The organism is Streptomyces sp. NBC_01241 (assembly GCF_041435435.1).
Taxonomy (GTDB): Bacteria; Actinomycetota; Actinomycetes; order Streptomycetales; family Streptomycetaceae; genus Streptomyces.
The window spans coordinates 7039526-7061536 of sequence record NZ_CP108494.1 but is presented as its reverse complement, the minus strand read 5'-3'; the positions used below and the strand labels follow the sequence as shown (position 1 = coordinate 7061536).

22 protein-coding genes and 2 pseudogenes are annotated in these 22011 nt (G+C 70.6%); 16 read left to right on the top strand and 8 right to left on the bottom strand.

Annotation, left to right across the window (positions count from 1 at the left end; translation table 11 throughout):
• The first annotated feature begins 141 nt into the window (after nucleotides 1–141).
• The 3 genes from OG306_RS31855 (at nucleotide 142) to OG306_RS31845 (ending at nucleotide 1757) form a co-directional block, all read left to right on the top strand.
• Nucleotides 142–870 carry a hypothetical protein gene (locus OG306_RS31855; RefSeq protein WP_266752552.1) on the top strand — a complete coding sequence of 243 codons (729 nt, stop codon included), beginning with the start codon at nucleotides 142–144 and terminating at the stop codon, nucleotides 868–870.
• Between the two features lie 35 nt (nucleotides 871–905).
• On the top strand, nucleotides 906–1460 hold the full coding sequence (locus OG306_RS31850; RefSeq protein WP_266749611.1) for a GNAT family N-acetyltransferase: 555 nt from the start codon (nucleotides 906–908) through the stop codon (nucleotides 1458–1460).
• A gap of 75 nt (nucleotides 1461–1535) precedes the next feature.
• The gene (locus tag OG306_RS31845) at nucleotides 1536–1757 is read left to right on the top strand and encodes a hypothetical protein (protein ID WP_266749610.1); all 222 of its coding nucleotides are present in this window, start codon (nucleotides 1536–1538) and stop codon (nucleotides 1755–1757) included.
• A 22-nt stretch (nucleotides 1758–1779) separates the two neighbouring features.
• On the opposite strand, the gene OG306_RS31840 is transcribed toward OG306_RS31845, so the two are convergent.
• Complete coding sequence (locus OG306_RS31840; RefSeq protein ID WP_266749608.1) at nucleotides 1780–3477, bottom strand: AMP-binding protein; 1698 nt, start codon at nucleotides 3475–3477, stop codon at nucleotides 1780–1782.
• Nucleotides 3474–5150, bottom strand: a complete 1677-nt coding sequence (locus tag OG306_RS31835) for an AMP-binding protein (protein ID WP_266749607.1) — start codon at nucleotides 5148–5150, stop codon at nucleotides 3474–3476. The genes OG306_RS31840 and OG306_RS31835 overlap by 4 nt, the downstream gene beginning before the upstream one ends.
• A 148-nt stretch (nucleotides 5151–5298) precedes the next feature.
• On the opposite strand from OG306_RS31835, the gene OG306_RS31830 reads away from it, so the two are divergent.
• Nucleotides 5299–6141, top strand: coding sequence for a response regulator transcription factor (locus OG306_RS31830; protein ID WP_266749605.1), 843 nt, complete (start codon nucleotides 5299–5301; stop codon nucleotides 6139–6141).
• Nucleotides 6142–6215: 74 nt separating this feature from the next.
• Here the strand turns inward: OG306_RS31830 and OG306_RS31825 are convergent, their stop codons facing one another.
• The gene (locus OG306_RS31825) at nucleotides 6216–7391 is read right to left on the bottom strand and encodes a winged helix DNA-binding domain-containing protein (protein ID WP_266749604.1); all 1176 of its coding nucleotides are present in this window, start codon (nucleotides 7389–7391) and stop codon (nucleotides 6216–6218) included.
• 144 nt (nucleotides 7392–7535) lie between these two features.
• On the opposite strand from OG306_RS31825, the gene OG306_RS31820 reads away from it, so the two are divergent.
• On the top strand, nucleotides 7536–8411 hold the full coding sequence (locus OG306_RS31820; protein WP_266749602.1) for a DMT family transporter: 876 nt from the start codon (nucleotides 7536–7538) through the stop codon (nucleotides 8409–8411).
• A gap of 114 nt (nucleotides 8412–8525) precedes the next feature.
• Nucleotides 8526–8951, top strand: a complete 426-nt coding sequence (locus OG306_RS31815) for a cold-shock protein (RefSeq protein ID WP_266749600.1) — start codon at nucleotides 8526–8528, stop codon at nucleotides 8949–8951.
• Nucleotides 8952–9056: 105 nt separating this feature from the next.
• Here OG306_RS31815 and OG306_RS31810 read toward each other — a convergent pair whose 3' ends face one another.
• Entirely contained in the window at nucleotides 9057–9287 is a 231-nt protein-coding gene (locus OG306_RS31810) for a DUF6296 family protein (protein ID WP_266749599.1), read from the bottom strand.
• Between the two features lie 257 nt (nucleotides 9288–9544).
• Between OG306_RS31810 and OG306_RS31805 the strand changes: the two genes are divergently transcribed.
• The 3 genes from OG306_RS31805 (at nucleotide 9545) to OG306_RS31795 (ending at nucleotide 11603) form a co-directional block, all read left to right on the top strand.
• Complete coding sequence (locus OG306_RS31805; RefSeq protein ID WP_266749597.1) at nucleotides 9545–9997, top strand: DUF5709 domain-containing protein; 453 nt, start codon at nucleotides 9545–9547, stop codon at nucleotides 9995–9997.
• Nucleotides 9998–10259: 262 nt separating this feature from the next.
• Nucleotides 10260–10628, top strand: a complete 369-nt coding sequence (locus OG306_RS31800; RefSeq protein ID WP_266749596.1) for a nuclear transport factor 2 family protein — start codon at nucleotides 10260–10262, stop codon at nucleotides 10626–10628.
• 135 nt (nucleotides 10629–10763) lie between these two features.
• Nucleotides 10764–11603, top strand: a complete 840-nt coding sequence (locus OG306_RS31795) for a transposase domain-containing protein (RefSeq protein ID WP_371665932.1) — start codon at nucleotides 10764–10766, stop codon at nucleotides 11601–11603.
• Nucleotides 11604–11835: 232 nt separating this feature from the next.
• Here the strand turns inward: OG306_RS31795 and OG306_RS31790 are convergent, their stop codons facing one another.
• Nucleotides 11836–12363 (bottom strand): hypothetical protein, encoded by a 528-nt coding sequence (locus tag OG306_RS31790; protein WP_266752550.1) that lies wholly within the window; start codon nucleotides 12361–12363, stop codon nucleotides 11836–11838.
• Between the two features lie 200 nt (nucleotides 12364–12563).
• Here OG306_RS31790 and OG306_RS31785 point away from each other — a divergent pair.
• A pseudogene (locus tag OG306_RS31785) lies at nucleotides 12564–12692 on the top strand (IS5/IS1182 family transposase); the annotation flags it as partial.
• 7 nt (nucleotides 12693–12699) lie between these two features.
• On the opposite strand, the gene OG306_RS31780 reads toward OG306_RS31785, so the two are convergent.
• A complete protein-coding gene (locus OG306_RS31780) occupies nucleotides 12700–13521 on the bottom strand; it encodes an ArsR/SmtB family transcription factor (RefSeq protein ID WP_327259632.1) in 822 nt (273 codons plus the stop codon).
• A 212-nt stretch (nucleotides 13522–13733) separates the two neighbouring features.
• Here OG306_RS31780 and OG306_RS31775 point away from each other — a divergent pair, with 212 nt between their 5' ends.
• Nucleotides 13734–16151: an endonuclease/exonuclease/phosphatase family protein gene (locus OG306_RS31775; RefSeq protein ID WP_371665931.1), complete on the top strand. Its 2418-nt coding sequence runs from the start codon at nucleotides 13734–13736 to the stop codon at nucleotides 16149–16151.
• Between the two features lie 51 nt (nucleotides 16152–16202).
• Here OG306_RS31775 and OG306_RS31770 read toward each other — a convergent pair.
• A pseudogene (locus OG306_RS31770) lies at nucleotides 16203–16544 on the bottom strand (alpha/beta fold hydrolase); the annotation flags it as partial.
• A 173-nt stretch (nucleotides 16545–16717) separates the two neighbouring features.
• On the opposite strand from OG306_RS31770, the gene OG306_RS31765 reads away from it, so the two are divergent.
• The 3 genes from OG306_RS31765 (at nucleotide 16718) to OG306_RS31755 (ending at nucleotide 19427) form a co-directional block, all read left to right on the top strand.
• Nucleotides 16718–17446, top strand: coding sequence for a nitroreductase family protein (locus OG306_RS31765; protein ID WP_266749591.1), 729 nt, complete (start codon nucleotides 16718–16720; stop codon nucleotides 17444–17446).
• Nucleotides 17374–17682, top strand: a complete 309-nt coding sequence (locus OG306_RS31760) for a hypothetical protein (RefSeq protein WP_371665930.1) — start codon at nucleotides 17374–17376, stop codon at nucleotides 17680–17682. The genes OG306_RS31765 and OG306_RS31760 overlap by 73 nt, the downstream gene beginning before the upstream one ends.
• A gap of 191 nt (nucleotides 17683–17873) precedes the next feature.
• Nucleotides 17874–19427 (top strand): N-acetylmuramoyl-L-alanine amidase, encoded by a 1554-nt coding sequence (locus tag OG306_RS31755; RefSeq protein ID WP_266749588.1) that lies wholly within the window; start codon nucleotides 17874–17876, stop codon nucleotides 19425–19427.
• Nucleotides 19428–19551: 124 nt separating this feature from the next.
• Here OG306_RS31755 and OG306_RS31750 read toward each other — a convergent pair whose 3' ends face one another.
• Nucleotides 19552–20829, bottom strand: coding sequence for a choice-of-anchor A family protein (locus OG306_RS31750; RefSeq protein ID WP_371665929.1), 1278 nt, complete (start codon nucleotides 20827–20829; stop codon nucleotides 19552–19554).
• Nucleotides 20830–20970: 141 nt separating this feature from the next.
• On the opposite strand from OG306_RS31750, the gene OG306_RS31745 reads away from it, so the two are divergent.
• Together OG306_RS31745 and OG306_RS31740 are read left to right on the top strand one after the other, a co-directional pair.
• Nucleotides 20971–21480 carry a hypothetical protein gene (locus tag OG306_RS31745; RefSeq protein ID WP_327259710.1) on the top strand — a complete coding sequence of 170 codons (510 nt, stop codon included), beginning with the start codon at nucleotides 20971–20973 and terminating at the stop codon, nucleotides 21478–21480.
• 72 nt (nucleotides 21481–21552) lie between these two features.
• Nucleotides 21553–21987 carry a VOC family protein gene (locus OG306_RS31740; RefSeq protein ID WP_266749585.1) on the top strand — a complete coding sequence of 145 codons (435 nt, stop codon included), beginning with the start codon at nucleotides 21553–21555 and terminating at the stop codon, nucleotides 21985–21987.
• Nucleotides 21988–22011: the final 24 nt, after the last annotated feature.

Below are 22011 nucleotides of genomic sequence, written 5' to 3'. Positions count from 1 at the left end.
GTCGCCCCCCGGGACCTCGCTTCTGGTGGACCATGAGGGATACGGAGCGGAGCCGGCCCGCGTCAGTCGGCTCCGGCGCGTCGGGGCGCGCCGAGGCTGCCCGTCACCGGGGCGCACGCCCGGGGCCGGAGGGAGAGCATGGTGGAGTCGGTGCCGGTACGCTGTCCGGCCTGCCGCCGCGACCACGCGTACAGCACGCCGGTCTATCCGTGTCCGTGCGGGGCGCCGACCAGCCCTAGCGTGCTGCGCGGCGCCCCGGTCGTACCGATCACGCACCGCACCTGGAACGACGACTGGGTGACGGTGCGCTGTCGTGGCTGCGGGCGTCTCGACCAGTGGCCGCAGCCGGAGCTGTGCTGCCCGTGCGGGACGGTGCTGCGCATACCGGTCCGTCCGGTGACGGCGCACGACGCCACCGGCGCCCCCACCGAAGTCACCCGGCCCGCCCGGCCGTCCCACATCTCGCTGCCGCGCACCGCGCCGCCGCCCCGGCCGGCGTTCCGGCCGCGGCCGGTCCGTACCGCGCGCGACGCGGTCACCGTCGCCGCCCTGTACTTGACGTGGCTCGGCTACCACGACGTCGTACAGCCCGCGGAACGCTCCCCCGCGCGGATCGACCTGCGGGCCACCGGGCTGATCGCCCGGGTCGACGCCACCACCCGCCCGACCGCGCTGCGCGACGTCGAGTGCCTCTGGCTGCACGCACTGACCGCGTCCGCCAGGAGCGTGCTCTTCTCACTCGCGGGCTACGCCGAGGACGCCGAGGCGCGCGCGGACGGGCTCGGCATCCCGCTCTTCACGACGGACCTCATGGGAACGCCGCAGCCGGTCAACGCCCCTGCGGACGAACTGATCGGCACCGGCGCCTGAGACCGGCCGTCCTGCGCGGGCGCCATACTGGCCGCATGCGTATCCGTACCGCCCGCCGCTCCGATCTTCCGCTGCTGCAGGACATCGAGCGCGCCGCCGGCGAACCGTTCCGCACGCTCGGCATGATCGCCGTCGCGGACGACGATCCGCCGCCCCTCGACCTGCTGGACGGCTACCGCCGGGCCGGCCGCGCCTGGGTCGCCGTCGACGGCGACGACCGCCCGGCCGGCTATCTGATCGCCGACCCGGTCGACGGCGCGGCCCACATCGAGCAGGTCTCCGTCCATCCGACCGTCGCGCGGCGCGGGCTGGGCAGCACCCTCATCGACCATCTCGCCGGGTGGGCGGCCGACGCCCGGCTGGACGCGCTCACGCTGACGACCTTCTCCCACGTCCCGTGGAACGCCCCGTACTACACCCGCCTCGGCTTCCGTGCGCTCGTGGAATCCGAACTCACCGACGGGCTGCGGAAGATCAGGGCGGAAGAGGCGGAACACGGCCTGGACCGCTGGCCGAGAGTCTGCATGCGCCGCGAGGTCCCGCGCGCCGGGCACGACCCGCACCGCAGTGGAACCGGCCGGCAACGGTGAGTGCAATCCGTCACGTTCGAGCCAGGGGCCACAAATGTTCGGACCGTTGTCAGTGGCGGGCCTTAAGGTAGGGCCATGCTTTTAACTCCACGGCAGATCCCGCCCACCGACCCGCCGCGCACGACCCGCCCGACGCACCCGTCCGCCGCCGAGGCGAACGAGGCGATACGGGCGTTGGTCGACGCGCGAGCCGGCCAGGACTGGTCGTCCGTGGAATCCGCCGCCTACGAGGTGCTGCTGATCGAATGGGCGGCCGCGACCCGGGGCATGGCCGGCGACATCATCGAGGCCGCCTGACCACGCCCGGGGCAATCCGCTCCTACCGGCCGTAGCGCTCCCGCAGTTCGATCTTGCGGACCTTCCCGCTGACCGTCATCGGGAAGGCTTCCAGGATCTGCAGCCGCCGCGGGATCTTGTAGTGCGCCAACTGGTCGCGGCAGTAGCCCGAAACCTCGTCCAGGGTCGGCGGGTCCGCCGGGTCCCTCGGGATGACGCAGGCCAGGATCTCCTCGCCGTACATCTCGTCCGGTACGCCCACCACCTGCACGTCAGCGATCTTCGGGTGACCGTGGAGGAACTCCTCGACCTCCCGCGGATAGACGTTCTCGCCGCCGCGGATGATCACATCCTTGATCCGGCCGACGATCTGTACGTAGCCGTCCTCGCGCATCACCGCGAGGTCCCCGGTGTGCATCCAGCGGCCCGCGTCTATCGCCTCCGCGGTGCGCTCGGGCTGGTCCCAGTAACCGAGCATCACGCTGTAGCCCCGGGTGCGGAGTTCGCCCGCCGCGCCGCGCTCCAGGGTCACGCCGGTCACCGGGTCGACGACCTTGACCTCGATGTGCGGCATGACGCGGCCGACCGTGCCGGTGCGGCGCTCCAGGTCGTCGTCGCGGCGGGTCTGGGTGGACACCGGCGAGGTCTCCGTCATGCCGTAGCAGATGGACACCTCGTCCATGTGCATCTCGGCGACGACCCGCTTCATCACCTCGACCGGGCAGGGCGATCCGGCCATGATGCCGGTGCGCAGCGAGGAGAGGTCGTACGAGGCGAAGTCGGGGAGGTTCAGCTCGGAGATGAACATGGTGGGAACGCCGTAGAGCGAGGTGCAGCGCTCCTGTTGCACGGCGGCCAGCACCGCGGCGGGCTCGAAGGAGGGCGTCGGGATCACGATGCAGGCGCCGTGCGAGGTGGCGCCGAGGTTACCCATCACCATGCCGAAGCAGTGGTAGAAGGGGACGGGCAGACAGATCCGGTCCTGTTCGGTGTAGGCGACCAGCTCCCCCACGAAATAGCCGTTGTTGAGGATGTTGTGGTGGGAGAGGGTGGCCCCCTTGGGAAAGCCGGTGGTGCCGGAGGTGTACTGGATGTTGATCGGGTCGTCGCAGGACAACTCGGTCGCGCGGTCGGTGAGTTGCTTCTCCGTCACGGATGGCGCGGCGGCCAGCAGCTCGTCCCAGGACGGGTCGCCGATGTAGTGCACGGCACGCAGTGCGGGACAGTCGCCGCGGACCTGGTCGACCAGGCCGCGGTAGTCGCCGGTGCGGTGCGCGAGCGAGGCGACCAGGAGCGAGATCCCGGCCTGCTTCAGTACGAACTCCAGCTCGTGCGCCCGGTAGGCCGGGTTGATGTTGACCATGATGGCGCCGATGCGGGCGGTGGCGTACTGCACGAGGACCCACTCGGGGCAGTTGACCGCCCAGATGCCGACCCGGTCGCCCTTGGCCACCCCCGACGCCATCAGCGCACGGGCCAGCTCGTCGACCGACGCGCCGAATTCGGCGTACGTCCAGCGTCGTCCCGACGCGACGTCGACGAGCGCCTCGCGTTCGCCGAAGGCCGCGACCGCGCGGCCGAGATTGCCTCCGATGGTGTCGCCGAGCAGCGCCGTGGTACCGGTGCCGTGCGCGTAGGACAGCTCCTGGGCCCGAGCGTCCTCACCCGCCCCGACGACAGCACCGGCACCGGCACCGCCGGCCCCGACTCCGGCCGCTTGCGTGTGGGAGAGCTCGCTCATCGCAGATCCCCCTCGTTGTACTCGGTGCCGGTGCCCCGCGCCGTGCGCTCGCGCAGCTCGATGCGGCGGATCTTGCCGGAGACCGTCTTGGGCAGGTCGGCGAACTCCAGCCGGCGGACCCGCTTGTACGGGGCGAGGACCGCCCGGGAGTGCTCGAACAGGACCTTCGCCGTGTCCGGTCCGGGCTCCCAGCCCTCCGCGAGCACGACGTACGCCTTCGGCACGGCGAGCCGTACCGGGTCGGGGGCCGGGACGACGGCCGCCTCGGCGACCGCCTCGTGCTCCAGCAGCGCGCTCTCCAGCTCGAACGGCGAGATCTTGTAGTCGGATGCCTTGAAGACGTCGTCGGCGCGGCCGACGTAGGTGATGTAGCCGTCCTCGTCGCGGGAACCGATGTCACCGGTGCGGTAGTAGCCGCCGGCCATGGCCGCGGCGGTCCGGTCCGGATCGCCGTGGTAGCCGGTCATCAGGCCCACCGGGCGGTACGACAGATCGAGGGAGATCTCTCCCTCGACCGCGCCGGGCTCACCGGTGACCGGGTCGAGGAGCTCGACCTTGAAACCGGGGCTGGGCCGTCCCATCGAACCGGCCTTCAGCAGCTGCCCCGGGGTGTTGGCGACCTGGACGGCGGTCTCCGTCTGGCCGAAGCCGTCCCGGATGGTGACGCCCCAAGTACGCCGCACCGTCTCGATGACCTCCGGGTTCAGCGGCTCACCGGCCGCGACCACCTCGCGCGGCGGGGTCTTCAGCTGCGAGAGGTCGGCCTGGATCAGCATCCGCCAGACGGTGGGCGGCGCGCAGAAGCTGGTGACGCCCGAGCGGTCCATCTCGGCCATCAGCCGGCCCGCGTCGAAGCGGGTGTAGTTGAAGATGAAGACGGTCGCCTCGGCGCTCCAGGGTGCGAAGAGGTTCGACCAGGCGTGCTTGGCCCAGCCGGGCGAGGAGATGTTGAGGTGGACGTCCCCCGGCTTGAGACCGATCCAGTACATCGTCGACAAGTGGCCCACGGGGTAGGAGACATGGGTGTGCTCGACAAGCTTGGGGCTGGCGGTCGTCCCCGAGGTGAAGTAGAGCATCAGCGGTTCGTCGGCGTCGGTCTCCCGGTCCGCCTCGAAGGTGTCGGACTGCTCGTCGGCGCCGGTGTACGACAGCCAGCCGGGCACGTCCGCGCCGACCGAGATCCGGGTGTAGTCGCCGGGCACCTCGTCGAACTTGGCGGTGTCGGAATCCCGCACCAGGGCGTGCCGGACCCGGCCGCGCTCCACCCGGTCGCGCAGATCGACCGGGCCCAGGAGCGGAGTGGCGGGGATGACGACGGCGCGCAGCTTCATCGCGGCGAGGGCCGTCTCCCACAGCTCGACCTGGTTGCCGAGCATGACGAGGATGCGGTCCCCGGCCCGTACCCCCTGCGAGCGCAGCCAGTTCGCGGCCTGGTTGGAACGGGCGGACATCCGGGCGAAGGACACCTCGGTGCGGCCGCCGTCCTCCTCCACGATGTGCAGTGCGGTGCGGTCGTTGTTCTCCGCGATGGCGTCGAACCAGTCGAGCGCCCAGTTGAAATGGTCGGTCCGGGGCCAGCGGAAACCCTCGTAGGCCGCGTGGTAGTCCTCGCGGTGCTGCAGCAGAAAGTCCCGGGCGGCCCGGAACGTCTCCGTCGCGCTGGTTGCCGACATATGCCCTCCTCATTGCGGACCGGACCGGTCGTTTAACATCATGTAAACAGTGACCCAGGTCTCACCACCCCCGAACGGGGGTGGTGCGGCGCGCGGGGGGGCCTGGAGCCTGGCGGGGTCGGGCAGGACCGGGCAGAGAGGCGGCAGCGTGCCGGAATCCGTCGACGCGGTGGAAATGCAGGCGGCGCTGCTGCGGCTGCGCCGGACCAGTGGGCTGCCCGTGGCCTTCGGGGGGCTGCTCTCGGATTCCCGTCACGCCCGGATAGCCGAGCTGAACGGCACACAGACCACCGCGCTGCGCGGGCTCGTCATCTCGGCGGGCAGCGGGCTCGGCGGCAAGTCGATCGCCCTGTCCCGGCCGTGCGCGGTGACCGACTACCGCTCCTCGCGCCACATCAGCCACGAGTACGACCTGGCGGTCGCGGCGGAGGGCCTGCGCTCGGTGGTCGCGGTGCCCGTCGTCGTACGGCGCAAGGTCCGTGGCGTGCTGTACGGGGCGCTGCGTGAGCCCGTCACGCTCGGGGACCGGACGTTCGACGCGGCGATGGCCGCGGCCCGCGATGTGGAGCAGGCCCTGGTCGTGCGGGACGAGGTGCAGCAGCTCCTGGCCGTGACCCGGGAACAGGTCACGGACCCGAGAGCGGCGCCGGAGGCCTGGGAGGACGTCCGCGAGGCCCATCGCGAACTGCGTGCCCTGGTCCCGAAGGTCGTCGACCCGGCGCTGCGCGACGATCTGCTCGCGGTGTGCGGGCTGCTCGCCTCCGCGGCCGGGGCCCGCGCGCCGGAGCCCTGCGGGGTCCACCTGGCGCCGCGCGAGGTGGACGTGCTGGCCTGTGTGGCGGCGGGGACGACGAACGCAGTGGCGGCAGAGCGGCTGGGGCTGCGGCCGGAGACGGTGAAGGCGTATCTGCGTTCGGCGATGCGCAAGCTGGGGGCACACACCCGGCTGGAGGCGGTGGTGGCGGCGCGGCGCGCCGGGTTGCTGCCGTGATCCCGGCGCTGCCGGACGCGTGACGGCCTCACCCGCGAGAGAGAGCGGGTGAGGCCGTCACGCGAAGTCGCTCGTCACTCGAAGTCGATGAACGTGGCGAACCGGATGTCGTACGCCAACGCGTCGTCGGCCACTGTCGTCATGGTGGAGAGCATCCGTACGGCCTCATCCGTGACGGCGTCGCGATCCGCCGGGCTCAGCCTGCCGAGCGGCTGCACGGTGAGGACCGCCTTCTCGGCTCCGGTGCCGAGCCGCCAGATCGCCGCGAGGAATCCGTCGACGAGCGCCGTTCCGTACGCCTGGTTGCCGTTCCCGTTGCGCCCCCGGTACTGCGGCGGGATGACGCGCGTACGGTCCGCGTGGCCGAGCAGCACGTTGTCGAACTCGGGCAGGAATCGCGGCGGGGCGGGGGTGTCCTCGTCGGGGCGCGGGGCGTCGGGCAGGTCGAAGAGCTCGGTGCCGTTCTCGTCCTGGAAGGTGATGAGCCGCGGCCGCAGCCGTTCGAATACCTCCCGCAGCCGGGTCAGCCCGGCCCATGCCTGCATGTCCTGCACGGAGGCGGGCCCGAAGGCCCCGAGGTAGCGCAGCACGGTGGCATCGGGTGCGGGAACCGGCTCCGACGGTCTGCCGAGCCAGTGTTCGGCGGTGGTCAGCGCGACCTGACCGCTCCTCCCCCATACCCCGCGCGGGGTGACCTGGACCAGCGGCAGCAGACAGCGGGCGGCCACGCCCAGCGACTGCGGGTCGGCGTCGGGCCATTCCACGAGCAGCGCCTCACGGATCTCCTTGGGGGTACGCGGCCGCTCCTCGACGAGCTCCCTCGCGAGCGCCCCGAGTCGGTCCGGCTCCACCCCGACGAGCCCCTTGCGGAAGATCCGCAGCTCCCGGTCGCGGGCCGCCTGGACGAGCGGGCGCAGGGTGAGCGCGTCGGTGGCGGTGTGCAGGTGGATGGTGGAGCGCATGGTGACGATACGGACCACCTCACGGGACTCCATCAGTTCCGCGAGCTCGGCGGGGGCGAAGCCGTCGAGGCGGGCGAAGAGCTGGTAGTACGGCGGCTTGGTGTTCTGCGCCTGGAGACCGACCAGATGCTCGACGGCGTCCTTCGCGGACATCGCGGTCCGCCGCAGCAGCAACTGCCGCTCCAGCGTGGCGCGGCCCAGTGCGCGCGCAGAGAGTACGACCGGTGCGACGGGGTTCTTCCTCGGAGTGGGCTTCGTCTTTACGGCGGTGCTCTTCTTCGGGGCCATGCACGGCACGTTACGCGTGCTTGCGGACAGGTTCCGTCCTCATCGGCTGACTCGCTCCACTCCGTACGCCCGCTCCGTACGCCTCGCCATGCCGCCACGCCGCCGCACCCGGGATCGTGGGCCCTGCGCCCGCATCATGGGTCGGTGATCAGCGTCCTGTTCGCCATCCTGACCGCGCTCAGCAACGGCGCGGCCTCCGTGCTCCAGCGCCGCGCCGCGCGCACCGCCCCCGACACCGAGGCGATGCATCTGTCGCTGATCGCTCATCTGCTGCGCCAGCGCTTGTGGCTCGCCGGTATCGGCCTGGTGATCGTCGCAGCCGTCTGCCAGGCCGTGGCGCTGGCCACCGGGCCGATCGCCGTGGTCCAGCCGATCTTTGTGATCGAACTGCCGGGCGCGCTGCTCATGGCCGGATTCGTCATGCGGGTCCGGCTGCCCCGGTCGACCTGGTACGCGGTGGCGGCCGTGACCGTGGGCCTGGCCCTGGGCATGGCCTCCGCGGCCCCGGGCGGCGGCAGCGCGTCCGTGCACGGAGCGGCCTGGGTGCCGACGCTGATCCTGACCGGCGTCTTCGAGGCCACACTGATCGGCGCGGCCCTGAGCAACCGCGGCAACCCCCGGGGCACGCTGCTCGGCCTCGCCGCCGCATGTGGATACGCGCTCACGGCCGCGCTCATGAAGGACGCCATGGCACAGCTCGAAGCGGACGGCGGCGGAGCCGTGGCGCTCCTGACGTCCTGGCAGCTGTACGCCACCGCCGCGGCCGGAGTGGGCGCGCTGTTCCTCCTCCAGAACGCGCTCCAGGCGGGCACGCTGGTCGCCGTCCAGCCACCGCTCACCCTCGGTGACGCGCTGATCAGCGTCCTGTACGGGGTGACATTGTTCGGCGAGCATCTGCGCACCGGCTGGTGGGTGCTGCCCGAGCTGATCGCACTCGCCCTGATCGCCGTGGGCTGCGTCGAGCTGGCCCGCTCCCCCCTGGCGTCCGGTACCGCGCCGCCGGCCCGCAGGGTCAGGTGACCCGGTCCGGCGATTCCCCGGATCGGGTCGCGCCGCCCGGACGCACAGGGCTATTCTCCGGTCGAGCCATGTGTGGCGACGGGCAAGGGGCCCGGTCATTTCTTGGGGGTCGGTGTGGTTTCTGGTCGCGTGGTGCGGTTCGACGGCGCACGGGGATACGGTTTCATCGCGCCCGATCACGGCGGTGAGGATGTTTTCCTCCACGTGAACGACATGTTGATCCCGGAGTCCTACGTACACACGGGTACGGCGGTCGAGTTCGAGATCGAGGACGGTGACCGGGGGCTGAAGGCGTCGTCCGTCCGGCTCGCCGAGGGGCCCGACGGGAAGCCGCTGACGCCTCCGAGGCCCGTCGCGGTCCATGGTTCCGGATCGGCGGACGACGACACCCTGTGCGATGTGCTCAGCGCGTCCGAGTACACCAAGGAGGTGACCGACCTCCTGCTGGAGTCGGCACCGACGCTGACGGGGGCTCAGATCCTGCAGATCCGGAGCGGGTTGCTGCAGTTCGCCAAGAACCACGGCTGGACCGAGGGCTGACGGCCCCGCGCCCGGCCGTCCCGTTCCCGACGATGCCGTGAACGCCCCGGTGGCCGGCCCGGCCACGATCCGCCGGACCGGCCCCGGAACAGGCCCGCGGGCGGTTCAGACCCTCGTTTCACGCACCACCAGTGGGGTGCCGAGCACCTGGTGTCCGCCGGTGGCCAGCATGCGCACCTCTCCGCGGTCGCTGATCTCCGCACGCACGATTCCGGTCTCGTCCTCGTAGATCGGGTACCCGCCCGCGCCCGACTGCGCCGTACGCCGAACCGTCACCGTGTCGTCCTCCACGGCCGACGCCTGAAATACCAGCTCGTAGCTCTCCGGGTAGTCCATGGTGATTCTCCCGATACAGATGGGGCAGGGCATGGTGCCACCTGCCACTTCCATCGTCCCCCGGACCGGCCCCCGGCGCCCGGTCCGGCGGCCCACGGCTGCGGTCTCATGCCCAGGCAATCTATCCTGAAGCCATACGGGCGGTTCGACGGCATCAGGGCGCATACCGCACACATACCGCATGTACGCCCCCTTTCCCCCGAGTCGCGTGTGCGCCATGCACGACCGGGATCCCCAAGACCGGGAAGGGACTGACCATGAAGGATGGCGACATGGGAGACGATGTCTACCAGCCCCAGGAACCGGAGGCCTCCGATCCCACTGAGCAGCTCGACATCGAGGACACCCTGGACAACCGGGGGCTGACCGACCTCCTCGACGAGGGCTACTCCCCGCCCGAGCGACCGTGGGCGGTGGAGGACCAGGGCACCACGGCCGCCGAACAGCACAGTGGCGAGCCGCTGGAGAGCCGTCTGGCCCGGGAACTGCCGGAGGTCAACGAAGCCGCGGGGGACGACGTGGGGGACCTGTCCGACGGTGACGGCGAGCTCTGGGACGCGGAGGTCGGTACGGTACGCGCCGGCCGTCTCACCCGGCAGCTGGACATCAACGAGCCGGACACACTGACGGCCGAGGACGTCGGGATCGACGGAGCGGCGGCATCGGCCGAGGAGGCCGCCATGCATGTCGTCCGGGACAGCCAGATCTGAGGAGGCGCCTGCTTCTTCCTCCTGCACCGATTCCCTGATGCGCCGGCTTTCCGCTGCGCCGAGTTCCCGTGGCACCGAATTCGTCCTGTACCGAATGTGTCCTGCCCCGAATTCCTCATGCGCCGATACCAGGCAGCCCGTTCCTCTGCCCCGCCGCATGACCTCGGAGGTAATCGACGCCTTCCGCACCGTCGGACATCGTGTTCCTCACCAGCACACGGAGCCCGGTCCAGGGACCGGGACGCGAGGAGAGGACAGCACGATGACCGCATACGAGGACGCCGTTCAGCGCTACTTCGTCGCCTGGAACGCGGCCACCCCCGAGGATCTGGAGAAGGCTGTGGCGGCGGCCTTCACCGAGACCGCCACCTACACCGATCCGCTGGCCGATGTGCGCGGCCACGAGGAGCTCACGGCCACGATCAACGGGGCCCGTGAACAGTTTCCCGGGTTCGAGTTCCGGCCGACCGGCACCCCGGACGGGCATCACGCCATCGTGCGCTTCAGCTGGGAACTGGTCTCCACCACCGACGGCTCGGCACCCGTCGCCGGGTCGGACGTGCTCGAACTCGCCGACGACGGGCGCATCGCTTCGGTCAGCGGCTTCCTCGACCGGGTGCCCGGAGCCTGATCCGGAGGCCCGGAGCCTGATCCGGACCCGGAACCGAGCCCGACCCCTCTGGCGTCCGGGTGGCCGAACCGGCCAATGCAGTTGCTTTTGAGCTGGCTGGTCCGTTGACCTGCTCGTGGAGGGGTGGGGGCCGGGGTGCCGGTCGCGCATGGGGATCTCGCCCAAGGTGTTCACGCCGGAGCTCGTGGACGCGGCCGTCGCCAAGCACGGGGGCGGGGTGAGCTGCGGCGCCGACTGCTCCCGGCCCGGCTGGTCGTGTACTTCGTGCTCGCGCTGTGCCTGTTCGCCCGGGAGTCGTACGAGGAGGTGATACGCATGCTGACCAGTGGCGTACCCGGCAGCCGGGTTCTGGCCCGGGTCAACCGCTCGTCGCTGTGCCGGGCGCGAGTCCGGCTCGGTGAAGAGGTGCCCGAGACGGTGTTCCGGCAGGTGGCCGGCCCGCTGGCGCTCCCGGAGACGCCGGGCGCGTGGTGGCCCGGTCTGCGGATGCCGGCGCTGGACGGCACGCAGTTCGACGTGCCGGACTCGGTGAGTAACGGTGACACCTTCGGCGGCCCCTCCACTGGTGGCACGCCATTCGGCTTCCCTCAGGTGCGAGCTGCCGTGCTCGCGGAGATCGGCACCCACGCCATCCTCGACGCCGGCCTGGGCGGCTACCGGGACGGCGAACGGCGCCTGGCCTACCCGCTCTGGCCAGCTCGACGCGGCCCCGGTGACCTCGTCATCGCCGACCGCGGGTTCTGGTCGGTCGAATTCGTCCACGCCCCGGCGGACCGCTCCGCTCGCGCACTCCTGAAGCCGTGCGGCAGGAGCTGGGGGCCCTGCTCGCGGTCCACCAGGCCGTCCGCCGGTTCGCGCACGCCGCCGGAGCGAGTGGGCCGGTCCTGGATGCCGACCGGCTCTCCTACCTCCGCTGCATCCGGATCGCCCGGCGCAGCGTGCCGTCTCAGCACGACACCTCCAGACGCTCGCTGACCAACGCCTGGAAGGAGGCCGCCCAGGAAGCGCGGTCCCGTCTGCTGCCGCCCCGGTCCGGCCGGGACCGGCCCCGAGCGATCAAGAAGCCGATGCGATGGCCGATCCTGAGGACTCGGAGCGGCCGCAGCAAGGTCGAGCCGGGGCGATGGGCGCGCAACCAGACCACCAAACAGCGCAAACACCGGGGCGCCGGCAGACCCGTACCTCGCGCTCAACCGCCTTGACCGCCTTACAACTGGTCCCCCGTGCTGGGTGGTTCCGGAGGATGCGGCCCGCCACCGTCCTTGATGTCCGTCTCGCAGGTTCGTCCAACGTAGGACTGGTCATTGGGGATCAATAGCACTCCGGCAACCTGCTCAGGATGCTCGACGGCGAGCCAGTCGTCGCCCGTGAGGGCACCATCCGGCCCGAACGCCCGGGACGAATAGACCGTCTGACACCCCAACGCCATACGCTCCTTGTCGACCGCGCAGGCGTCCACTGCAGGGCCGGATCTCTCGTCGGCGCCGTCGAAGCGGTAGTGGAAGTGGACCCGGTCACCTTCGGAGGGTACTTGCGGGTGGGGCTCAAGGCGCCAGTCGACGATCTCGGCGGTGACGCCGAGAGGCTGCCCAGACGTGTCCTCGACCTGCACCCTGACACCGGCCTCACCGCGCTCCGCCGTCGTGTCGGTGCAGCTCCAGAGGGAAGAGCAGCCGGACAGAGCGAGAATCACCAGAGCCAACGGGACACCGGCAAGTACCCGTGCAGGGAACACCAAGATGACCTCCGGTCGGGGTGCGGCGGAGCAGTGTATCCCGGGGCCGTGCAGTTGCGGGTGATGGCGGCGAGCGCCTGCGGCGGTGAAGCCGAAGCGCAGAGGAGCCCTGTGAACTGGGCGGGCATGGACAGCATCACGACGCAGCCGGCCCAATGAGTGATCGTCTACGCATCTCCGGTCTTCCAGTCGCGGTCGCTGTCTCCGCGGCGAATACCCGTGACAGTCTCGCGCTCCAGCCCCTCGTCACGTCGATACCGCCGATCCGCAGCCGCCGCGGTACCCGCCGCAGACGGCCCGACAAGCCTCACGGCGACAAGGGATACGACCTCGTCGTCACGCGGCTCCGCGGTCCTGCCGGTCGAGGAACTTCCCGCCCTCCAGAAGGGTCTTGAGCGACGAGAGGATCATGATCCAGCCGCCGCTGACACCCTCCAGCATCTTGCTGTCCGGGCTGTCGAACCCGTCGTGGGTGATCGTCAGCTTGACGCCCATCTCCGCAACCTCGGCGGGCTCGATGTCGAAGGTGACCTTCGACCGTTCCCGGACGGCCTTCTCCCACGCCTCGTCCGAGGCGAAGTCGAACATCTCGCGGTGCATGGGCTGCAGGGTGTGCCAGGTGTACGAGAGCCGCTTGCCCGGCTCCGCCACCAGGACGCGCTGGCCGACCTCCTCGAACTCACCGTCCGGGGACATCTTCCAGCGGACCGGTGCACCGACCTCCCACGTCGAATCGGGGCCGTGACCACCCATGTAGACCTCGATGAACTCGGGGTCGGTCAGTGCCTGGTAGAGCTTTTCTGCGGTGGTCCGGATGTAGATGACGTAGACGAACTCGGGCTTGTCCATGGCCGTTCCTTCCTGCGTCTGCCTGAAGTGGGACAGTGCGCCCAGGCGGTGGCGCTCATACCGGCCGATCCAGCGATCGGCGACCTCCTGGACGGGCACCGGGTCGAGGTAGTGCAGCTTCTCCCGGCCCCGGCGCACCGCGGTGACCAGCAGCGCCGCTTCGAGTACCGCGAGATGTTTGCTCACCGCCTGCCGGCTCATGCCCAGGCCCTCGCCCAACTCCCGCAGAGTCTGGCCACCCCGCGCGTCGAGCCGGTCGAGGAGCTTACGGCGGCTCGGATCGGCAAGCGCCTTGAATATCGCGTCCATCGTCATCGTGCCCATCGTCGCCATCGCGTCACCGTCATCTGCTGTCCCGAACTCTCACCATAGGCAACCCACCGGTTGCATGTCGAGCCGGGCGCGCCGCCCAGCGCCTCCGGGGCGCCGGAGCGATTCCTGGAATTAACTTCTGATGTCTTGTCACGACCGGGTCTACGCGCATAGCTTTTGCCCTCACCACACTTCGGGAGCAGCCCACCGTGCGCATATCCAGACCTCGTTCCGTTCTGCTGTCCGGCGCCGTCGCCGTGACGCTGTCGGCCACCGCTCTGCCTGCCGCCTTCGCGACTCCGTCCTCGACCGCCGTCATCTCCGAGGTGTACGGCGGCGGGGGCAATTCGGGTGCGACGCTCACCCGCGACTTCATCGAGCTGGCCAACGCCGGCACCGCCGCGTACGACCTGTCCGGTTTCAGCGTGCAGTACCTGCCGGCCGCCCCGTCGGCCGGCTCTCTGTGGCAGGCCTCCGCCCTGACCGGGTCCGTCGCCCCCGGCGGCCATTATCTCGTCGCCGAGGCCGCGGGCACCGGCGGCACGGTAGCCCTGCCGACGCCGGACGCCACCGGCACGGTCGCGATGGCGGCCGGCGGCGGAACCGTCGCGCTCGTCTCCGGCACGACCCCGCTGACCTGCAAGACGGCCGCCGACTGTGCGGCCGACTCACGGATCGTGGACCTCGTCGGCTACGGCACCGCGGTCGTACGGGAGGGCAGCGGCCCCGCCACGGGAGCGTCGAACACCTTCTCGGTGGCGCGCGGCACGTCCCTCGCCGACACCGACGACAACGCCGCCGACTTCACCGCGGGCGCCCCGACGCCGGTCAACTCGGCCGGTGAGACCCCCGGTGGCTCCGACCCGGGCGACCCCGGCGGCCCGACCGAGCCCGGCACCGTCCGGATCCACGACATCCAGGGCACCACCCGGGTGTCGCCGCTGAACGGCCGGCAGGTGACCGGGGTCCCCGGCATCGTCACCGGCGTACGGACCACCGGTTCGCGCGGCTTCTGGATCCAGGACACCGAGCCGGACGCGGACGCCCGGACCAGCGAGGGCGTGTTCGTCTTCACCGGCTCCACCGCCCCGGAGGTCACCGTGGGCGACTCGGTGCTGGTCAGCGGCAAGGTGGACGAGTACTACCCGTCGACGACCACCCAGTCGATCACCGAGATCAGCGCCCCGAAGACGACGGTCCTGTCCTCGGGCAACGCGCTGCCGGCCCCGGTCGTGCTCGACGCGGCCTCGGTGCCGGACGCGTACGCTCCGTCGGCGGACGGCGGTTCGATCGACTCGCTGGCCCTCGACCCGTCGGCGTACGCCCTCGACCTCTACGAATCGCTCGAAGGCACCCGGGTCGCGATCTCCGACACCCGGGTGACGGGTGCGACGACCGCGTACGACGAGGTCTGGGTGACCGTCAAGCCGGACGAGAACCGGACCGGGCGGGGCGGCACGCTGTACTCCTCGTACAGCGACCAGAACACCGGCCGTATCAAGGTGATGTCGCTCGACCCGGCCAAGCCGGTCCCCGTCGCCGACGTCGGCGATGTGCTGTCCGGCACGACCACCGGTGTCATGGACTACGCGTCGTTCGGCGGCTACAACCTCCAGGCCACCGAACTCGGCACGCTCACCGACAACCACCTGCGGCGCGAGGTCACCCGGAAGCAGAAGGGCAACGAGCTCGCGGTCGCCACGTACAACGTGGAGAACCTGGACGCGCTGGACGAGCAGGCCAAGTTCGACACCCTCGCCAAGGGCGTCGCGGTCAACCTCTCCTCCCCGGACATCGTGTCGCTGGAGGAGATCCAGGACGACAACGGTGCGGTGAACGACGGCACGGTCGGCTCCGAGGCGACGCTGAAGCGGTTCACCGACGCCATCGTGGCCGCGGGCGGTCCGCGATACGCGTGGCGGTACATCGCCCCCGAGAACAACAAGGACGGCGGCGAACCCGGCGGCAACATCCGTAACGTCTTCCTCTTCAATCCGAAGAGGGTCGACTTCGTGGACCGCGCGGGCGGCGACGCGACGACCGCCGTGACCGCGGTGAAGACGAAGAAGGGGGTGACGCTCTCGGCGTCGCCCGGCCGGATCACCCCGACCGACGCGGCGTGGGCCGACAGCCGCAAGCCGCTCGTCGGCGAGTTCAGCTTCCACGGGAAGCCGGTCTTCGTCATCGGCAACCACTTCACGTCCAAGGGCGGAGACCAGCCCCTGCACGGCCGCTACCAGGAGCCGAAGCGCAGCTCGGAGACCAAGCGGGTGAAACAGGCGGCGGAGGTCAACACCTTCGTCAAGTCATTGCTGGCCGCGGATGATTCGGCCCGGGTCATCACGCTCGGCGACCTCAACGATTTCGCGTTCTCACCGACGATGGACGCGCTGATCAACGGCGAGGTGCTCAAGCCACTGATCACCACCCTGCCCGCGAGCGAGCAGTACAGCTATGTGTACGAGGGCAACTCGCAGACGCTGGACCACATCCTGACCAGTCCCGGCATCCGCCGCTTCGACTACGACGTGGTGCACATCAACGCGGAGTTCGCCGACCAGGCGAGCGACCACGACCCGCAGGTCGTGCGCGTGGACGTCAACGCGAAGGGCAACGGCGGGCACTGACCGCCGGGCCCGCGAAAGCCGCGGGCCGTGCGGTGTGGGTGGGGCCGGACCTCACCCACACCGGGCTCCGGCCCGCGGCCCGAGCCGCCCCTCACGCCCCCGGCACCGGGCTCGCGCCCGCCGACTGGCGCGGGGGACGGCCGGCCCGGGCGCCGGTTCCAGCGGGCGGTCGGTGAAGAAGCGGGCCACGAGGTCCGCGACGTCGTCCGGGCGCTCCAGGACGACCCAGTGGTCGCACTCCCCGATCATCAGGAACCTGCTGCCCTCGATCGTGGCGGCGAACGCGCGCTGCCGTTCCGGTGAGGTCACCGTGTCGTGCTCGCCGGCGAAGACGAGGGCCGGCACACCGGTCAGTCCGCCGGAGAAGTCCGGCCGTTGTCCCAGTGCCCGGTAGCGCAGCCCGTGCACCGACAGGGTCACGGTGATCTCCTCGGCAGCGCGGATCGGGGCGCCGAGGGGAGCGGGTCGCACGGGCCGGACCCGTACGACCGTCCACCACACCTCCCCTGGTGGGGGTTTCACCCGTTGGACCGACCGGCAATCGGGGCGGTCTAAACTCCGCGATCATGACGACAGATATACCGATGGACGCACTGCGGGCCGACGAACCGTCGCTCTTCCCGACGATGTCCACGATGCGCGCCATGCGCCGCCTCAAGCCGGATCCGGTGCCCGCCGAGACGCTGGAGCGGCTCGTACAGGCCGCCGTGTGGGGCCCCAGCGGCGGCAACATGCAGTGTTACGAGTACGTGGTGGTGACCGACCGTGAGGTGATGGCGCGCCTCGCGCCGCTGTGGAAGCGGTGTGTCGACGCCTATCTGGCGACGACCGGGAAGTACGCGCCGAAGGGCATGGACGACGCGGCGTACGGCCGGATGGTCGCCGCGATCGAGTACCAGCGGGACCACTTCGCCGATACGCCCGCGCTGATCATCCCCTGCTACCGGTTCCCGGAGCCGCAGCTGGACGAGGAGGGGCTGCTGGCCTCCGCGCAGGCGCTCGGCCCGGCCGGGACCGAGCACATGATGAACATCCAGACGCGCTTCCAGGCACTCGCCGAGGGCTCCTGCGTCTACCCGGGGGTGCAGAACATCCTGCTCGCCGCACGGGCGCTGGGGCTCGCGGCGAACATCACCATCTGGCACCTGATGCTGGAGCAGGAGTGGAAGGCGGCCCTCGGCATCCCCGAGGACATGCACACCTTCGCAGCCATTCCGGTCGGGTGGCCGCAGGGCAACTTCGGTCCGGTCCGGCGCCGCCCGGTGGCGGACGTCATCCACCACGACCGCTGGTAGGACGGCGCCCCGGCCCGGCCCCGGCGTTCGGCGGGGCCGGGGCGGTCCCGGCGGAGTGGGCCGGTGAGCGGTACGGCGTACCGGCGCACGAGGTCCTGCGGCGGGTGGGCGACGCGGGGTACGCCGGCGGCCAGGAGGACGTGATCACCGATGTGGCGCTGCGGCTCGTCGCCGAGCGGGAGCGGGGCGCGGTGCGCGTCCGAGCCGGTGAATCGGCCCAGGGCCCTGCCCGGTGACCGCCTTCACGGTCGCCGGGCAGGGCCCTGGCCTGCGCCTCAACCGCGTTGGAGTGAAAGGGAGTTCGACACACCGGCTGATGATTGTCATGCCCGAAACAGATCGATACTCTGAGCGGGCTTCGCGGCCCTCGGCCCACCCCACTCGGACCCGGGGGCCGTTCTTTCTCCCCCACCGAGCAGGAGCAGGTATGCCCAGACGCGCCGCCCTCCGAACCAAGGCCCGCGCATCCGTCCTCGCGGCCCTCACCGCCACCGTCCTGGCCGCGACCGGCACCCCGGCCCTCGCCACCCCGGACGACGGACACCCGATGAACCGGGCGTTCGCACGGGCGGCCGAGAGGTTCGACGTACCGCGTGATCTGCTCGCCGCCGTCGGATACGGCGAGACCCGGCTCGACGGCCACTCCGGGCGCCCCAGCCAGGCGAACGGCTATGGCGTGATGCATCTGGTGAGCAACCCCGTGAACCGGACACTCGAGCAGGCCGCCGCCCTCACCGGTAAGCCCGTGGCCGACCTCCGCAGCGACACCGCGGCCAACATCCTGGGCGGCGCGGCGGTGCTGCGCAGCTACGCGGACAAACTGGGCCTCGATGCCCGGGACCGCGACGACATCGACGCCTGGTACCCGGCCGTCGCACGGTACAGCGGCACGGACGGGCCGACTGCCGCCTTCTACGCCGACACCGTCTACACCTTCCTGGCCGACGGCCTCGACGCCGTCACCCCCGGCGGTGAGCGGATCTCGGTGACGGGACGTCCGGTCTCGCCCGACAAGGGCTCGCTCACCGCGACCGACGTGCGCACCCAGAGTCCCGACTACCCGTACGCGCTGTGGGTTCCGGCCGCCGCGAACAACTTCGCCGTCGGCCGCTCGGCGAAGATCGACAAGGTGATCGTGCATGTCACGCAGGGCTCGTACGCGGGCTCGATCAGCTGGTTCCAGAACCCGACGGCGGAGGTGAGCGCACATTACGTGGTGCGCTCCTCCGACGGCCAGATCACCCAGATGGTGCGTGACAGCGACACCGCGTACCACGCCCGGAGCGCCAACGCCTCGGCTCTCGGCATCGAGCACGAGGGGTTCATCGACGACCCGTCGTGGTTCACGGACGCGATGTACCGGTCATCGGCGGCCCTGACCAAATACCTGTGCGACCGGTACGGGATTCCGAAGGACCGGGCACACATCATCGGGCACAGCGAGGCGCCCGGCAACGACCACACCGACCCCGGGCCGTACTGGGACTGGACGCGCTACATGCAGCTGGTCGGCGGGGACACCGGCGGCGGCAAGAGCGGCGACGGGCTGAGCTTCACCGCGTACGCGACCCAGCGGAGGGGCTCGACCGGCGCCCAGGTCACGGCCGTTCAGCAGCTGCTGGGCGAGCACGGCTATCCGGCGGGCGCGGTGGACGGCAGCTTCGGCCCCGCCACGCAGGGCGCGGTGACGGCGTTCCAAGCGGTCCGTGGGCTGGACGCGGACGGCGTCGTGGGAGCCAGGACCTGGACAGCGCTGCTGTCGGCCGGCGCGACGGCGATGCTCAAGGAGGGCGACTCGGGCGACGGGGTGAAGCGGCTCCAGCGCTCGCTGACCGCGGCGCTCGGTTCGACGGTCGGCGTCGACGGGAGCTTCGGCCCGGCGACGGCGACGGCGGTACGCAGCTACCAGACGAGCCGGGGGCTGACGGCCGACGGCATCGTGGGACCGGGAACCTGGGCAGCGCTCCAGGCAGGGCGCTGACGAGCCCTGAGGAAAGAGAGACCGTGGCGCCGTCCTGCGTGACGTGGACGGCGCCGCATACCCCGGGCCCCGGTGCGCGCACCGGGGCCCGTTGAACCACCGGGGCCCGTTGAACCACCGGGTGTCAGGCCCGCTTGGCCCTGCGGCGGGCCGCCACGACGAGGCCCGCACCTGCGGCGAGCACCGCGGCGCTGCCGATGACCAGCGGGACCGTGCCGCTGCTGCCCGTCGAGGCCAGGTTCCCACCGCCGGTCCCGGGCGTCGCGCTCTTTGACGGGCTCGACGTGGGCGGCGCGACGGCCTGGGACGCGTCACCGGACGGCGTGCCGCTCTCCGAGGGCGGCGTCACTGACGCGGACGGCGTGCTGTCCACCGGCGGTGTGGTCCCGGGCGTGCCACTCGGCGTCGGCGTGGCGGACGGGGTCTTCCCGGTCTCCGGGAGGCAGCCGGTGAAGGGGAAGTGGTGCGTCTCCGCTCCGCCCGAGCCGTGCAACGAGGCAACCCACACCGAGCCGTTGACCGGTGCGCCGGTACCGAGCTCCAGGTGGGCCTCGGGGGCGAGCACGCTGCCGGGCCAGGCCGCCCGGCTGTTCTTGGTGACCGTACGGGCCTCGGGGAAGTTCCACAGCAGCCGGGCGCGGACCTTGCCGTCGGAGGCGCTCTGGAGCTTGTCGTCCAGCACGTAGTCCTGACCGCCGGACAGGAAGAAGCCGGTGGTGCCGGCGTCGGCCATGTCGTAGTTCTCGCCGCTGACGTTGACGATCGCGGTCGCGCCGGCCGGAACCTTGAGGTAGATGTCCTTGGCCCGCTCCAGCTGACCGGTCGTCACCTTGAAGACGTTACGGGTGGTGTCGCTGCCCTCCAGGGTGAGCTTCGTGCCGTTCAGCGTCGCGGCGGCACCAGCGGTCACGGGTTCCTCGGCGAGCGCGGTGGAGTAGGCCCGGAGCTTTGCGAACTCGGCGTCGAAGTCGATCAGCCGGGCGTTCCGGCCGAACGTGCCGGAGTGCAGCTCGACGGCGCGGTCGCGGACTTCGCCGCCGACGACCGCGTTGCCCTTCATGACCACGGTGGCCGACCCGTTGTTGACCAGGTCGCCGCGGACGACGAGCGACGCCCGGCCGGGCAGGGCGTCGACCTCTGCCGCCGACAGTTCGTTGGCGACGCTGAATCCGCCGCGGAAGTCGGCGTTGCCACCGACGGCCACAGCGCCTTCGGCGTCGGGCGAGTGGGCGTCGTCACCGAGGACGAACTCACCGTATTTAACGGCGATCCCGAAGGCATCGGTGGCACAGTCGGCCGAATCGACGGGCGCGGCCTGTGCGGCCGGGACGGCCGTGAGGCCGAGGACGAGGGCTCCGCCGAGCACTGCGGATGCGGCTGCGGCGGTCGCGGTTATGCGCATGGGACTTGGTTCTCCCGCGGGGGTAATTGTAGAGATTTCATGGCGGCCTTGCTCATAGATTTCACACACTTCAGCCATTGGTCAAGACCAATGGCTGAAGTGCTGACACACCGCCAAGAAAAAGATTTTTGCCCGCCATTGATGCTCGTGCGGGGAATCTTCAACGGTTCCGGCCACCGGGCCGGTCACATCTCGCGGCTGATCAGCCGCGGTCCCGGTGGCGTCTCGACGCTGTACCTGGGCGCTTCGGAGATCACCTGGCCGAAGGCCACCGGGAAGACGACGGCCCGGCGGTACTACGAGCCCGGCGGGGCGAGCACCGTACGCCAGGACAACGGCTCGCTCTCGTTCGTCGTCGGAGACCATCACGGCACCGGCGAACTCGCCATCGATGCCACGACCCAGGCCATGGTGCAGCGCCGCAACACGCCCTTCGGTGAGGCGCGCGGCACGGTGCCGCCGGCCGGAAGCCGGCCGGGCACCGAGGGCTTCGTCGGCGGTACGCAGGACCCTACCGGCCTCACCTTGAGGCCGTCGAAGAAGTTCCGGTACGCGGTGTCCAGGTCCCGCAAGGACTGCTGGAGTACCACGGCCGGCACTTTCAGGATCGTCATCCCACGGCTCAAGGTCCCACTCATCGCCAGGAGTTGAACGCATGAGCCACAACCTGGCCAGGGGCGGGCCCGTGGAGACGACGAAAGATCCCGCCTCTACGATGGACCGATGACGTCTATCAAGCAGATCCAAGTCACCTTCGACTGCGCAAATCCTGAGCGCGTCGCTCGTTTCTGGTGCGAGGTGTTGGGGTACGTCGTACCGCCGCCACCGGAGGGGTTTGCCACTTGGGACGATTTCGATCGCTCGCTGCCGCCTGAGCGTCAGGGTTCGGCATTCGCCTGCGTCGATCCCTCAGGCGTGGGCCCGCGACTGTTCTTCCAGCGCGTTCCCGAAGGCAAGGCCGTCAAGAATCGACTGCATCTTGACGTGCGGGTCGGCACCGGGCTCGTGGGTGAAGAGCGCCTGGCCGCACTCGAGGCCGAATGCGCACGACTGGTCGCGCTCGGCGCGGTACGCGGGCGACTGCTGCTTGCCGATGGCTACAACGAGTCGTGCCTCGGGATGCAGGACATCGAGGGCAACGAGTTCTGTCTCGACTGAGTGAGCGCGAACGCGGCACCTTCG

Coding starts and splice junctions, on each gene's coding strand:
- OG306_RS31780 (WP_327259632.1), bottom strand. CDS start 13,521: ATGGACGCGATATTCAAGGCGCTTGCCGATCCGAGCCGCCGTAAGCTC.
- OG306_RS31755 (WP_266749588.1), top strand. CDS start 17,874: ATGCCCAGACGCGCCGCCCTCCGAACCAAGGCCCGCGCATCCGTCCTC.
- OG306_RS31825 (WP_266749604.1), bottom strand. CDS start 7,391: ATGGCCCCGAAGAAGAGCACCGCCGTAAAGACGAAGCCCACTCCGAGG.
- OG306_RS31765 (WP_266749591.1), top strand. CDS start 16,718: ATGACGACAGATATACCGATGGACGCACTGCGGGCCGACGAACCGTCG.
- OG306_RS31840 (WP_266749608.1), bottom strand. CDS start 3,477: ATGAGCGAGCTCTCCCACACGCAAGCGGCCGGAGTCGGGGCCGGCGGT.
- OG306_RS31845 (WP_266749610.1), top strand. CDS start 1,536: ATGCTTTTAACTCCACGGCAGATCCCGCCCACCGACCCGCCGCGCACG.
- OG306_RS31810 (WP_266749599.1), bottom strand. CDS start 9,287: ATGGACTACCCGGAGAGCTACGAGCTGGTATTTCAGGCGTCGGCCGTG.
- OG306_RS31805 (WP_266749597.1), top strand. CDS start 9,545: ATGAAGGATGGCGACATGGGAGACGATGTCTACCAGCCCCAGGAACCG.
- OG306_RS31850 (WP_266749611.1), top strand. CDS start 906: ATGCGTATCCGTACCGCCCGCCGCTCCGATCTTCCGCTGCTGCAGGAC.
- OG306_RS31750 (WP_371665929.1), bottom strand. CDS start 20,829: ATGCGCATAACCGCGACCGCCGCAGCCGCATCCGCAGTGCTCGGCGGA.
- OG306_RS31835 (WP_266749607.1), bottom strand. CDS start 5,150: ATGTCGGCAACCAGCGCGACGGAGACGTTCCGGGCCGCCCGGGACTTT.
- OG306_RS31800 (WP_266749596.1), top strand. CDS start 10,260: ATGACCGCATACGAGGACGCCGTTCAGCGCTACTTCGTCGCCTGGAAC.
- OG306_RS31745 (WP_327259710.1), top strand. CDS start 20,971: ATGCTCGTGCGGGGAATCTTCAACGGTTCCGGCCACCGGGCCGGTCAC.
- OG306_RS31740 (WP_266749585.1), top strand. CDS start 21,553: ATGACGTCTATCAAGCAGATCCAAGTCACCTTCGACTGCGCAAATCCT.